This window comes from Bacillus cereus group sp. N6 (genome assembly GCF_016483705.1).
In the GTDB taxonomy this organism is placed as follows: Bacteria; Bacillota; Bacilli; order Bacillales; family Bacillaceae_G; genus Bacillus_A; species Bacillus_A wiedmannii.
In genome coordinates this window covers 245,549-257,484 of record NZ_JAEHBI010000003.1, presented here as the reverse complement: position 1 = coordinate 257,484, position 11,936 = coordinate 245,549, and the positions used below count along the sequence as shown (strand labels likewise).

The following is an 11,936-nucleotide window of genomic DNA, read 5'->3' as shown; positions in this document are numbered from 1 at the left end:
TGTAATATCAGCTACCCAAACTTGATTTGGCTTTTCTACCTTGAATTGACGATTTAACACATTGGCATGTATTGGATAAGAGTGTTTAGAATTTGTAGTGGCTTTATATTTTTTTACAGTTCTTGATTGTAATCCCTGTTCTTTCATGATTCTGGCGACTGTTTTTTGCGAGATTCGTCTTCCTGCTTGCTGTAATAAGGATGTTACTTTAGGGCTTCCGTATAAGCAACGCGATTCTAGGAAAATACAGTGTATTTCTTTCGTTATTTTTTCTTTTTGTATTTGCCTGGGACTTTTCGTGTGATTTTTCCATTTGTAATATCCGCTTCGGGATACATGTAGAACTTGGCACATCTTCTCCACTCGGTATGTGAAGCGGTGGTGATGGATAAATTGAAATTTTACCGATGGTCTTTCGCGAAGAAGTGCATCGCTTTTTTTAAGATTGCATTTTCTTCCTCCAAATCTCGAATACGCCGTTCCATTTCTTTTGTTTGTTGCTCTTCAGAACGGAACGTTCGTTGCTTTATAACCTTAGGCTCTTGCTTATATTTCTTTGCCCAACCATGAAGGGTATTTACTGAAATCCCTAATTCTCGGGCAACTTGAGCTACAGACTTTCCTGTTGTGAAGATATGTTTTACACTTTGGCGTTTAAATTCTTCTTCATATTGTTTTACTTTCCCCATGTAGACACCTCATTTGGTTCATTTTTTATTATAGTAACCTGTGTCTACTTTTTAGTCTAACATCAATCCCGACCTATCCATCACCATATGATTTCTCACTTAGGTTTTGTTCAGCCGACTTCACCTAGCTTCATACAATTTGTGACTACTATCACGCCTTGCATGTAGGAGTATCAGATAAGTAGTTTCAGCTCAACCTGACGGCTTTCATTCCTACTTTCAGTCAATAAGTTGTTGTCATCGAATTGATAACCCTCCTATTTCGTGTTTGCACACTTATAAGGAAACGTGTCGCGCAAATAACGCTTTTGTTTGACTTTAGTCCTTATATAAGATGACTAGACACTAACATTTTTCTGTAGTACAATTCCTATCAGAACAATGTTAGGAGATATATTTATGACTTTTGAAGATAATCGTAAATTAGGCATTCAACAAGGATGTATTGTAATAACAGATCAATCACAATATCTTGTTGTTAAAAAGAATGAAAATTATTCTTTATTAAACATCGCAACTGCGGAATGCATAAACTATGAAGTTTCACTTGAACATCTTGAAGAAATGGTCCAAGTAGATTTAAAAGAAAAAATTCATGATATCATTCCACCAGAGAATATTAAAATCGTAGCTCAAAACAGAATATAAAATGGATTTTCTAAGAGCACTTCCGATAGTGCTCTTTTTCTATAAAATTCAAATTTGGTCTTACTTTATATCGACACGTGCTTGACTTGCTTCTCGACTAAATCCATCTGGATATCTTGTTGCTAATTTGGATATATTCATTTGAGCGATATCTTCTAGGGTATATCCCATTTCGTGAGACATGATTGAAATATAGTACAAAATGTCTCCTAACTCTAAAGCGATTTTATGCGTGTTCCCTTCTTCTTCTCCTGGACAATGAGCCGGATCAAATCCATGACCATGGAAAATAGCTTTTTTTACAATATCAGCAACCTCACCAGCTTCTCCCGAAAGACCTAATGCTGCATTTAAAACACGTCCACCAAAATCCTGATTTGTATTCCATGTACGTAATGCCGCTTCTTGATATTGATCTAATTCACAAATTTGATTGTTGTTCATTACAGCTTGACCTTCCTTTGATTTACTGATTAATTTAGTTACTTCCAAAACACCGTTTTTCATTGCTTTCATTTTGATTTCCCCTTCCTATTTAGCAAATCCCTAATCCTATCGGACGATTTTCAATTAAATACTTATCAGCTTGATCTATTACAAGAAGCGCAACTTCCGCTTGGTGTCTCCTTAACGCTTTTGCCATCTTCGGTAAGCTCATACCTTGACTCCACATTTCACGAAAACGTACTACTTCTCTTTCATCCCAAATGAAGTTAGCCTCTTCTAAAGCGATGTATATTTTCAAACGTGATTCCTTCATCGCTTCATGATTTCTTGCTACGCTCATAAGCGAACCTACTTTCTAAAAATGATTATTTTATCTTTTCAGTAAACTTAGTATCCACACGATCAACTTTACCGTTTACCCAAACCGCAACTTGTTCACCGAATCCACTCATTGGTGGATTAACTGCTGTGACATTTCCGTCTTTCACTATTAAAAGTTTGTTGCTGCTAACATCAATTTCTATTTTTGTCATATGTCCCTCTCCCTTTTTACTACTGCATATACTCGACAACATCAGGTTTAAAGCCACTTCCTAAATAAACCCTTACTGGAATTACTTCTTTTTTATCCCTTGCTGCCTTACATATCTCTTCTGCAGTTTCCCAACTAAAGAACTTATCTACAGCTCGTTGAAATCTCCAAATTGCCATTACATATTGTTCAAAGATGTCATAACGATCATCTTGTTTAGTTGTGCGTGGTAACTCATCCGTACACTTTGCATTCTTAGGAACTTGAACGCGTACATCTGCGTATGTATTGCGTCCAGTTCCTTTCTTAACATTGGCTTTCATTACATTAAACTCACAAATTGCTGGCTCTACATCGAAAATATTTAATTGCTTAGGCATGTACCTTCACGCTCTTTTCAAGAAGGACCAATAACTCACTCGCACCATCCTTGCTCAAAAACATTCGACCATCCAGCAATTCCATGTTTGAGTCAGAAACTTCACCCGTTACAAAGCATGACTTTTCTTGTTTTCTTAAAACGATGTTTTCCCCCTCAACATGAAAGTCTAGTGCCGTTCCCTCAGCAATCCCTAAAGTTCTGCGTAACTCTACTGGAATTACTACACGCCCTAGCTCGTCCACTTTTCTTGCAACACCTGTGTTTTTCATAGCTTTCTCCCCCTTGTTAACTAACTTTTTGTTGTTTATTACGTTGCAACTCTTGTTTCATTGATTCAAATTTTATTAACCATGCTTGCCAACGCTTATCATTTTCTGCTTGCTGTTTCTTTGCTACTTCACAATTACAACCTTTCGTTTCAATCACACCTGGATAAGTTTCTTTACGAATAATTCCTGTATCATGACATAATGCACACATGCTTATTCCTCCTTTTTGAAATTACGTAATCTATAATTATCCCCATACATTTCTAACATTTCAGCGTTTTCCATCATCCGACTGAAATCACGTTCTCCATACATTCCTGCTAATTCATCGACCGTAAAATTAGTAGTAAATAATGTACTTTTACCTATACGGCTATCTACAATTTCATTTGTTTTCGTTTGTTTCCAAGTGACGCCTTCTTTATCTTTTTCTGTGAATTCCGCTCCAAAGTCATCGATAATCAAGACATCAACTTTTGCTAGAAGGGACATAAGCTTGTCCTCTGTCATCTCGCTATTTTTATTCCAAGTTGATTTGATTTTGGTAAATAGCTTATTCATTTGAATAAACATTGCACTGTGACCCTTTTTCATAAGTTCTTTAGTGGCTGCCACGCACAAATGACTTTTTCCTACTCCGTAATCACCTGTAATAATCATGCTTGTTGGTTCTTCTTTATTGAATGAAGTAACAAAATTCATAATCATTTCTTTCGCATCAGCCAATTCCTTTTTAGGTGGTACATAATTTTCAAATGTGGCTTTTTTGAGTTTGTCATTTATTAAACTGTTATCTGCAAATGAATCATATAAATGAATGATCTCATTTTTCTTTTTTATAGCTAGTGTCTCTATAGCCAATTTCTGATCTTCTTTTTCTACCGATCTACATTGAGGACAAAATTCCTCATTTGTTTCTATATCTATCAACATGCGTTTACTGCAAACATCTTTAAATTTTTCTTTTCCTACTAAAAATACATTCGTGCATCTATTAGGCGACAACACATATCTTTGACTAGCGTTTTTTGAAGTCGTATTTGTTGATGAAGCTACTATCTTTTTGATTGCTTGCATTAGTTGGACCTCCTTTAAAAACTCCTTTTCGTTGTACAGGTTTTTCATTTAAATAACTTTCGAATTTAGTTCCAAATAAAGTGATAGGTCTCAAATATCCACACATTTCCGTATTATCAATCCATTGTGAAGCCTTGGTGTCAATTACCAGTTGAAAATGATTTAATCTGAAACCTTCTTTCCATCTTGCCCTAATTAAATCTTGTGTTTTTTTAGATGTATATTTGTAATTGGTTTTTGCTTTCATATTGAGATAATCAACAATTTCTTGATATGGAATAGATTGAGTGTTGTCCTGAATTATTTCAGGACTATGTTTTTCTTTTAAATCTTTATCTAAATCTTTATCTAAATCTTTATCTAAATCTTTATCTATGTCCGTTACTTCTTCGTTACATGTAACGTTACAACTAAGTGTTTGTTGTTTTTTTCTTTCTCGATGTGCCGCTACGCGTTTTCTAGTGTCTTCCTTAATCTTTTCTAAACGGTCTAGATTCTGATGGTTTCCCCAATTAACAACATTGATGTAATGATTATCGTCAATATCAATCATTCCGAATTTCTTAAATACACTTAGTGCCATTCGAACTGTATTTAAAGGTCGATTAAAAAGCGTTGCTAGCATATCTTCCGTATATGGGATATTCTCGTTCAGAAAAATATACCCGCTTGCATTTGTCTTACCAGCTTGAGCCAACAACTTAATCCAAATGATTAACAATGTATCAGCTTCAGGCATGCTCTCTATTAAACGTATTTTTTCATCCTCAAACATCGTTGTTGAAAGTTTAATCCACTTCACTTTTACTTCAGACATATTCCTTACCTCCTTACGCAAACCGCTATATACGCTTGTCCACTTTTGATAATTCGCTGAATTTCATAATGTGGATAACCAACACTGAAATACTTTTCAACCATTTGTTTTAATTCTTCTTTGTTTTTTGCTAAGCCCCAGAATTTATTAGGTAATAGCACTTGGTACTCAGTTAAACACATGTACTATTTCCCTACTTTTCGTGATATACTTATAACAAGTGTTTTTTCTTAAAGGACCCACTGCCATGGGTCTTTTTATTTTGTTCTACGTCACTCCAAGCCCATCGTTTTATTGGTTCGTAAGTAATGTAAAGCAACAATACACTGCATGCGATGAACATTGCGAATACTACTAACGATGTTGTATCTTCCACTAAATCACCTCCTTATTTATCAAACGGTAATTTTGTTAAAAATATGAAATTCTGTTTTAACTAGCATTTGTTCCCACCTTTTGCGCTTCTACCCATTTAAGAAAGTCTTCCGCTTTAACGCGTTTGCTTTTTCCAATTATGATTGTTGGGAAGTCCTCTCTCTTCATAAGTGCGTATGCGGCTGATCGAGAAATATTTAAGAATTCCTGTACATCCTCCGCTTTCAGTGAAAATGGTAGTTGTTTAATTTGGTACATGTTTTTTCACTCCAATCATTTTTTAAAATTTAAATATGGATACACTATCTTATAACGTCACCTTCACTTGTAGCCTTTAGGGCGACTTAGATTGTAAAAAAAATCTCTCTCACTTTATTAGATCACTAATTGATACACCATAAAGTTCCGAAAGTTTTTTTAATTTCTCTACCGATAATCCTGATTCTCCTTTTTCAACGTTATGATAAGAACGTTTGAATTTCAGACCTAAAGCCTTCGAAACGTATTCTAAAGAATAACCATTTTTTTGTCTTAGGGATTTAATTCGTTGTGTATTTAGCATTTTAAGTCACCACCTTCAACTTCTAAACTTAGTATAACCAAAAGTAGCCCAAAAGGCAACTTTTTTATTTTTAAAAATTTATTTTTTATTTATACGTTGCCATTAGGGCTACTCATTGATACATTTAAACTAGATACTTTTTTACAAGTAGCGCGAAAGGATGTTATAGATGAATATCATAGGGGAGAGAATATTCGAGTTAAGAAAAGAACGAAAACTAACACAAGAAAAAATAGGCGAAAATATTGGTGTCAGCAAGCAAACTATTTCTAAATATGAAAAAGGGACGAAAATCCCCTCACGCGAGAACATTGAAAAATTAGCTGATTTCTTCAATGTTCCCATTGATTACTTATTTGGGAAAAGCGATACTTCTATTAAAAGTAGCAATAATATAAAAGAAATATTTGAAAGTGATGAATTGCATTGGGATGGAAGAAAGTTGTCTCCTGAGGAGATTGAAAGCGTCAAAGCGCTTTTAGAAGTAGCTATCCAAAGAATGTTAAAACAAGAAAAAAAGGATTAGCATGAGGCTAGTCCTTTTTTTGGTTCCATTTGCTGCATGACTTCACTTAATTCATTATCAGTAATGAATCCTTGTTTATGTATTTCTTTCAAAGCATGAAGAGTGTCATTTTCAGAGACTTTATCCCCTAATAAATATTTAATCATGGATTTTATTTTTTCTTCGCCACTTATTAACAATACAAACTCCTCCATCCCAATAACTATGTGATTTTTTCAACAAACTGTGCATTTTTATAACGTTTTTCAAAAATGCATACCCCTTAAAAAGCACTCAAGACGCTACTTAGTAGTAGCGTCTTGAAAAATAATTTATAAATTTTTAATGAGTTCCTGGGTCAACCATTAGATATGTAGTTTCTACTTTACTTGAATGTACTTGTGAAGTATCTTTGTTTTGTTCAACTACTCCTAGTAGTCCTAAAACACATACCATTGTAAGAATAATTTTTTTCAACCTACTTCACTCCCTCTTTAATTAAAAGACGTGTTACCAAATTTGAATAGAATGCATTCCCATTATTAGCAATTTTTTCTAATGCTTCTTAGAGAACCATTATATCATTTCTATCTACAAAAAATAAATAATATAATTTAAATGCGGACAAAGTTTTTCCTTGTTTTTTTAAGTCTTCAAAATAAGCTCTAGCTTTAACTCCTGAACCGAATTTAGCATCAAAGAAAGCTTTTTCCGCTTCTCCTACAAAATCCCAATCTATTTTATCTACATTTATTCCATACTCAATTCGCAAAAAAGCTAATGTGCTATGAACTGCACGATACATTTTACTATAAGTAGTAATACCTAATCTTTTTATTAACTTTAGACTTTCCAAAAAGTACGTTTCCGCCTGAAAAGGATTTTCAAATATAAAAGACTCCCCTAAGCAACTCAACGCTTTAGCCTTTATAACTGAATCTTCTGGAGCAGATTTTATTATACTATTACAAATGTCCCTGCACTCTTTTGTTTTATTACTAAACAAATTAATATGAGACTTACGATCATCATGTTGCAAATCCAAATGTTTTTTTATAAATGCATTCTCTACTAATAGTAAGTTTTGATCAATCTTTTTAGAATACGGAACCATAGCCATGAAATTACTACTATCATACAGCGCAAACCCATGTAACATGTCTAATATTATTTGATAGTCAACATTTTTAGAGTATGGTAATTCATCTAATTTCCTTTGTAATTCTTCTCCTGCTAATTTGTTCAAATTTCTTTGATTGTATAGATCATACAAATGTAGATATTTGTTTATTTTCCCTTTTTTATCGCTGCTAATATGTTTTTTTATTAATTTTTTCATTAATTGATACTCACCGACTGTTTGGCAGTAAGACAGTGCCTTTTTTATGTTTAAATCACTCTCGCAAAGCAATATAAATTCTCTAATTTTCTTTCTGCGTTCTGTCCAATTTGGATACAAGTCGGGAGCAATTAATAAGAATGATTCTAACTTCATTTCTTTAATTTTCCCATTTAAAATCCTATTAAGATTCGTTCTATCAATCTCTGCTTTTTTAGCTAATGTACCAACATCCAACTTAAGGTAATTGATATGCTCCTGTAAGTTCTTGATAAAGCTCTTCATTTTAAAATTCCCTCCCAAATCAGAACCCAAAACATATCCCTTTTTTCTCAATAGGAAAATGAATCATAATTTTCTTTATACTTATGAAGTATGCTATACTTTGTACTGACTCATGGAAACTTTCCCTATCTAGGCTAGGGTGAAATGTTATAGCTGTGTGGCCTCACATCTATAACACCGTGGGTCTTTTTTTATTCCTTCTTTCACTAAATTCAGTTTATCATAAGATTTAGAATGTTCGTTCTGATTATGGTCAAATCATGTTGAGAAAGTTTTTTTCAAAAATTCTATTTTTCATTAAGAATATTTTACCACCAAAAGAACATTTGTTCTATATGTTTTTTGTTCAAATGTCAAATTATGTTATATTCACTATTATATAGACAAATTTCATGACATATAGTCTAAAAATTCTCGTGTATTTATACTAAAACTATGAATACATTTGGAGAAAATTTAAAAAAGTTTAGATCAAGTCGTTCCCTTACTCAATCAGAGTTCGGTGAAAAAGTACAGTTAAGTCGTAGTCAAGTTGGCAATTTAGAAATTAACTATAATCAACCTGATCTCGACACTCTCGATCGCATTGCGACATATTTAGGTGTTTCTGTTGATGCGTTAATGGGTAGAACGAGTACACCACATGAAAAGAACATAGCAAATGCCCTCGATGAAATTCAAACGGTTTTCGCAGGCCTGGATGAATCTCAACGAGAGCAATTCTGTAAACAACTCGTTTTATATGCAAAGTTCCTTAAAACTCATAACGAGCTGTTATGAGTCGATTGTAGTAGAAAACATTTCCAATCGCAACGGTAAAAATTAACAAATTTTTACCAACAAAAAAAGAGAGCACTTAGCTCTCTTTTTTATATTCCTGTGCCTGGGGCTTTTGTGTACCCTCCACCTACTCCAGGATCATACATACCCATTCCGCCACCTGGATCTTTTCGATATCCTCCACCCGGATTCGGATCATATTTCAATTGGCTTCCCCCTAAACCGCCTGGATCAAAGTAATCTCTTCTCATTTTCTTAAACCTCCTGGTTCTTTTCGCCATCCACCACCTGGGTCAGTTGTATATCCACCGCCCGGTCCTGGATCGGGAATCATCTTTGAACCACCTGGATCTTTTATGTACCTTTTCATTTCGTTATCCCCCTTTTCTTATATACCTGTCCCTGAGCCAGAAATTGTTTTCCACCCCGTCCCAGGGTCTTCATTGTATTGACAACCACCACCGCCTGGTTCATTGTGCCAACCTACACCAGGATCAGCAACTTTATGACCACCAGGTTCTTTTGTGAACTCTCCCATTTTTTATCCCCCTTTCTTTTTTTGTATATAAATATTGTAGCTCACTTGTTCTATATCTGTAAATTTCCTTTTACAGAAATTAGGCTTACATGCTATCATTTCTTATACCACTACCACATATCACAGCTTGTATCTAGAAAACGATTATGACGAGGTGAAAATCATGGCATACTTTCGTAAACGTGGTGAGAAGTGGTCTTTTACTATGGATGTTGGCAAAGACCCGCTCACAGGTAAACGGAAACAAATCACTAAAGGTGGTTTTAAAACAAAGAAAGCTGCTCAAGAAGAAGTGGCTAGAGTGACAAATGATTTAGCAAATGGGGATTATGAGAATAGTGATATTCGCTTTTCTCAACTCGTAGAAATCTGGATGCAAGAGAAAGAATCATCATGTAGACCTTCAACCTTGTATCAGTACAAACGTATTCTACGTTCGCGTGTCATGCCTGAATTTGCCGAAAAGAGGTTATCTGATATAAAACCTCTAACAGTGCATAATTTTCACCAGAAGTTGCTTAAAGAGGGTCTAACCACAAAATACATTTCATCCGTTGATGTTATGTTAAAGCAAATCCTTGATAAAGGTGTAGAGTTAGAAATGATTAACTCTAATCCTGCTAAGAAAGCAAAGCGGCCAAAAGTTAAAAAGAAAGCGCAAGCTAGTTGGACAGTTGAAGAAGCAATGAAATTTATGGAGTATGCAAAAATACAAGGAAGCTACTATATTACATTTGTTTTAGCGTTGCATACTGGCATGCGTATCGGCGAAGTATTGGCTCTACAGTGGAATGATATTAATTTCGAAACCAAGACTATTCATGTACAAAGAACGTTAACGCTTGTGGATGGTAAGTATGAATTAGGTGAAACAAAAACTGAAGCATCTAATCGCATGATCCCAATGACAGAAGAATTAATGGAAGAGTTGTTAGAATATCGAAAGCACAAAAAGGAGAATTCTTTCGACCTATTAATTTGCACAAGAAATAAAAAAATCGTGCATCCATATACGATACGCTACCAAATGAAAGCTTTGTGCGAAGCAATTGGCGTACCGTATATTAGATTTCACGATATCCGAAGAACGTTTACAACTATTTTAATCGATTCTGGTGCAAATGCAAAGGTTGTTTCGAAATTACTTGGTCATACAAATGTTTCTACAACTTTAAATATTTATACTGATGTTTATGAAGAACGTCAAATTGAGGTAACTGAAATGCTAGGAAATGTTTTAAAAAGTAGTCGAAGTGGTCAAAAAGTGGTCAGTGATGAAACTAAAGAGGGTTAAACCTCATGGTACAAGTGATATAATGCATATATAGTGTAAGTTTTTTAAAATTTACACTATAATGAAGTCATCATAGTAAATAATATATAGAGTATCACGTTTTTGAAAAAGATGCTACATCGAAAGGAGAGATTACCATAAAAGCCAGTGGTATTGTTGTTGAATATAACCCTTTTCATAACGGTCATGATTATCATGTGCAACAAACAAAAAAGTTAACACACTCCGATATTACAATCGCTGTTATGAGTGGCCCTTTTTTACAGCGTGGTGAGCCAGCACTCATATCCAAATGGTATCGTACCAAAATGGCCTTATCATGCGGTGTAGACCTTGTTGTAGAGCTTCCATACGCCTTCTCAACACAAAAGGCTGAAACCTTTGCAAATGGCGCTATTTCTATTTTAAACGCCCTGCGTGTTTCTGAAATTTGTTTCGGTAGTGAAGATGGGCAGATTGAAAATTTTCATAACACCATCTCTGTGCAAAAAAATGAAGAAGATACTTTTAATCGTCTTGTAAAGCAATTTATGAATGCAGGCAACAGTTACGCAAAAGCTACATCTGAAGCCTTCCTACACATTTTACCATCCGAAAAAAACATAGACATGTCACAACCGAATAACATATTAGGATTCCAATACATGAAATCAATTTTCTTACAAAATAGTTCTATGCAAGCACAAACGATAAAAAGATTCGCATCTCATTATCATGATGAAACATTTAGCGACCAACATATTGCAAGCGCAACTAGTATTCGCAAAAAACTTTTTAGCGAAAATAGTTCTTTTACAGAAATTGAGCCTTTTATCCCAAAAGCGACTGCTTCTCTTTTAGCAAGTTACAAACAAAACTACGGGATATTACATAATTGGGAACAATACTTTTCATTTTTCAAATACAAACTCATGACGATGTCTCCAGAAGACATACGACATATATATGAAATAGAAGAAGGTTTAGAGCATCGTATTTTATCAAAAATACAAAACAGTTCCTGCTTCCATTCATTCATGGAAGCATTAAAAACGAAGCGTTATACATGGACTAGATTACAAAGAGCTTGTACACACATTTTAACAAATACAACAAAAGAAGAAATACATAGCGCAAATATAGAGCAGCATGCACCGTACATTCGTCTACTAGGCATGTCACAAAAAGGACAAACTTACCTTTCAAAAAACAAGAAAAAAATAGAACTTCCCATCCTTACCCATACAAAAACATTTGACCATCCTACTTTACATATAGAGCGAAAAGCCAATTCTGTATATTTCTCCATCATGCAAGAACCATTACGAACACAACTACTAAAACAAGATGCAACACACCATCCAATTCGTTATGATGAAACAACTGCAAAATTTCTATAAAAAAACCTCTCTTTTTCA

The 11,936-nt window shown here is 34.3% G+C and carries 24 protein-coding genes; 5 read left to right on the top strand and 19 right to left on the bottom strand.

The window, feature by feature from the left end; genetic code table 11:
• Both JDS99_RS04625 and JDS99_RS04620 read right to left on the bottom strand, forming a co-directional pair.
• Positions 1-354, bottom strand: a 354-nt coding sequence (locus JDS99_RS04625; protein ID WP_199694615.1) for an IS3 family transposase, incomplete at its 3' end; no start/stop codon positions are given.
• Between the two features lie 47 nt (positions 355-401).
• Positions 402-689, bottom strand: a complete 288-nt coding sequence (locus JDS99_RS04620) for a transposase (protein WP_199694614.1) — start codon at positions 687-689, stop codon at positions 402-404.
• A gap of 399 nt (positions 690-1,088) precedes the next feature.
• Between JDS99_RS04620 and JDS99_RS04615 the strand changes: the two genes are divergently transcribed.
• The gene (locus JDS99_RS04615) at positions 1,089-1,337 is read left to right on the top strand and encodes a hypothetical protein (protein WP_199694613.1); all 249 of its coding nucleotides are present in this window, start codon (positions 1,089-1,091) and stop codon (positions 1,335-1,337) included.
• 60 nt (positions 1,338-1,397) lie between these two features.
• Here JDS99_RS04615 and JDS99_RS04610 read toward each other — a convergent pair whose 3' ends face one another.
• From JDS99_RS04610 to JDS99_RS04560, 11 genes are all read right to left on the bottom strand, one after another.
• Positions 1,398-1,853 (bottom strand): nucleoside triphosphate pyrophosphohydrolase family protein, encoded by a 456-nt coding sequence (locus JDS99_RS04610; RefSeq protein WP_199694612.1) that lies wholly within the window; start codon positions 1,851-1,853, stop codon positions 1,398-1,400.
• 19 nt (positions 1,854-1,872) lie between these two features.
• Complete coding sequence (locus tag JDS99_RS04605) at positions 1,873-2,124, bottom strand: helix-turn-helix domain containing protein (protein WP_199694611.1); 252 nt, start codon at positions 2,122-2,124, stop codon at positions 1,873-1,875.
• A gap of 25 nt (positions 2,125-2,149) precedes the next feature.
• A complete protein-coding gene (locus JDS99_RS04600) occupies positions 2,150-2,317 on the bottom strand; it encodes a DUF3954 domain-containing protein (RefSeq protein WP_000161123.1) in 168 nt (55 codons plus the stop codon).
• A 19-nt stretch (positions 2,318-2,336) separates the two neighbouring features.
• On the bottom strand, positions 2,337-2,696 hold the full coding sequence (locus JDS99_RS04595) for a cell division protein SepF (RefSeq protein ID WP_199694610.1): 360 nt from the start codon (positions 2,694-2,696) through the stop codon (positions 2,337-2,339).
• Positions 2,689-2,967 (bottom strand): AbrB/MazE/SpoVT family DNA-binding domain-containing protein, encoded by a 279-nt coding sequence (locus JDS99_RS04590; RefSeq protein ID WP_199694609.1) that lies wholly within the window; start codon positions 2,965-2,967, stop codon positions 2,689-2,691. Before JDS99_RS04590 ends, JDS99_RS04595 begins: the two co-directional genes overlap by 8 nt.
• A gap of 16 nt (positions 2,968-2,983) precedes the next feature.
• Positions 2,984-3,178 carry a hypothetical protein gene (locus JDS99_RS04585; protein WP_199694608.1) on the bottom strand — a complete coding sequence of 65 codons (195 nt, stop codon included), beginning with the start codon at positions 3,176-3,178 and terminating at the stop codon, positions 2,984-2,986.
• A 2-nt stretch (positions 3,179-3,180) separates the two neighbouring features.
• Positions 3,181-4,044: an ATP-binding protein gene (locus JDS99_RS04580; RefSeq protein WP_199694607.1), complete on the bottom strand. Its 864-nt coding sequence runs from the start codon at positions 4,042-4,044 to the stop codon at positions 3,181-3,183.
• Positions 3,986-4,861 carry a phage replisome organizer N-terminal domain-containing protein gene (locus JDS99_RS04575; RefSeq protein WP_199694606.1) on the bottom strand — a complete coding sequence of 292 codons (876 nt, stop codon included), beginning with the start codon at positions 4,859-4,861 and terminating at the stop codon, positions 3,986-3,988. The genes JDS99_RS04580 and JDS99_RS04575 overlap by 59 nt, the downstream gene beginning before the upstream one ends.
• Positions 4,862-4,866: 5 nt before the next feature.
• The gene (locus JDS99_RS04570) at positions 4,867-5,043 is read right to left on the bottom strand and encodes a hypothetical protein (RefSeq protein WP_199694605.1); all 177 of its coding nucleotides are present in this window, start codon (positions 5,041-5,043) and stop codon (positions 4,867-4,869) included.
• A gap of 250 nt (positions 5,044-5,293) precedes the next feature.
• Complete coding sequence (locus tag JDS99_RS04565) at positions 5,294-5,494, bottom strand: helix-turn-helix domain-containing protein (protein WP_199694604.1); 201 nt, start codon at positions 5,492-5,494, stop codon at positions 5,294-5,296.
• A gap of 109 nt (positions 5,495-5,603) precedes the next feature.
• Complete coding sequence (locus tag JDS99_RS04560; protein WP_000935436.1) at positions 5,604-5,798, bottom strand: helix-turn-helix domain-containing protein; 195 nt, start codon at positions 5,796-5,798, stop codon at positions 5,604-5,606.
• A 169-nt stretch (positions 5,799-5,967) separates the two neighbouring features.
• On the opposite strand from JDS99_RS04560, the gene JDS99_RS04555 reads away from it, so the two are divergent.
• The gene (locus tag JDS99_RS04555; protein ID WP_199694603.1) at positions 5,968-6,324 is read left to right on the top strand and encodes a helix-turn-helix domain-containing protein; all 357 of its coding nucleotides are present in this window, start codon (positions 5,968-5,970) and stop codon (positions 6,322-6,324) included.
• Here JDS99_RS04555 and JDS99_RS04550 read toward each other — a convergent pair.
• The 3 genes from JDS99_RS04550 to JDS99_RS04540 all read right to left on the bottom strand — a co-directional run bounded on the left by JDS99_RS04550 (position 6,321) and on the right by JDS99_RS04540 (position 7,927).
• Positions 6,321-6,503: a hypothetical protein gene (locus JDS99_RS04550; RefSeq protein ID WP_000908628.1), complete on the bottom strand. Its 183-nt coding sequence runs from the start codon at positions 6,501-6,503 to the stop codon at positions 6,321-6,323. The two genes, JDS99_RS04555 and JDS99_RS04550, sit on opposite strands and share 4 nt — an antisense overlap.
• Positions 6,504-6,645: 142 nt before the next feature.
• Entirely contained in the window at positions 6,646-6,780 is a 135-nt protein-coding gene (locus JDS99_RS04545; protein ID WP_199694602.1) for an ABC transporter ATP-binding protein, read from the bottom strand.
• An 88-nt stretch (positions 6,781-6,868) separates the two neighbouring features.
• Positions 6,869-7,927, bottom strand: a complete 1,059-nt coding sequence (locus JDS99_RS04540) for an AimR family lysis-lysogeny pheromone receptor (RefSeq protein ID WP_242475619.1) — start codon at positions 7,925-7,927, stop codon at positions 6,869-6,871.
• A 435-nt stretch (positions 7,928-8,362) separates the two neighbouring features.
• On the opposite strand from JDS99_RS04540, the gene JDS99_RS04535 reads away from it, so the two are divergent.
• Entirely contained in the window at positions 8,363-8,707 is a 345-nt protein-coding gene (locus tag JDS99_RS04535) for a helix-turn-helix domain-containing protein (RefSeq protein WP_044821771.1), read from the top strand.
• Positions 8,708-8,796: 89 nt separating this feature from the next.
• Here the strand turns inward: JDS99_RS04535 and JDS99_RS04530 are convergent, their stop codons facing one another.
• Genes JDS99_RS04530 through JDS99_RS04525 form a run of 3 tightly spaced genes read right to left on the bottom strand, consistent with a single transcriptional unit; the run spans position 8,797 to position 9,245 of the window.
• A complete protein-coding gene (locus tag JDS99_RS04530; RefSeq protein WP_199694601.1) occupies positions 8,797-8,958 on the bottom strand; it encodes a hypothetical protein in 162 nt (53 codons plus the stop codon).
• On the bottom strand, positions 8,955-9,077 hold the full coding sequence (locus JDS99_RS32315) for a hypothetical protein (protein WP_255543190.1): 123 nt from the start codon (positions 9,075-9,077) through the stop codon (positions 8,955-8,957). The genes JDS99_RS04530 and JDS99_RS32315 overlap by 4 nt, the downstream gene beginning before the upstream one ends.
• An 18-nt stretch (positions 9,078-9,095) precedes the next feature.
• Entirely contained in the window at positions 9,096-9,245 is a 150-nt protein-coding gene (locus JDS99_RS04525; RefSeq protein WP_199694600.1) for a hypothetical protein, read from the bottom strand.
• Positions 9,246-9,408: 163 nt separating this feature from the next.
• Here JDS99_RS04525 and JDS99_RS04520 point away from each other — a divergent pair, with 163 nt between their 5' ends.
• Together JDS99_RS04520 and JDS99_RS04515 are read left to right on the top strand one after the other, a co-directional pair.
• Positions 9,409-10,539, top strand: a complete 1,131-nt coding sequence (locus tag JDS99_RS04520) for a site-specific integrase (protein ID WP_199694599.1) — start codon at positions 9,409-9,411, stop codon at positions 10,537-10,539.
• 137 nt (positions 10,540-10,676) lie between these two features.
• Positions 10,677-11,918: a nucleotidyltransferase gene (locus tag JDS99_RS04515; RefSeq protein WP_368656317.1), complete on the top strand. Its 1,242-nt coding sequence runs from the start codon at positions 10,677-10,679 to the stop codon at positions 11,916-11,918.
• Positions 11,919-11,936: the final 18 nt, after the last annotated feature.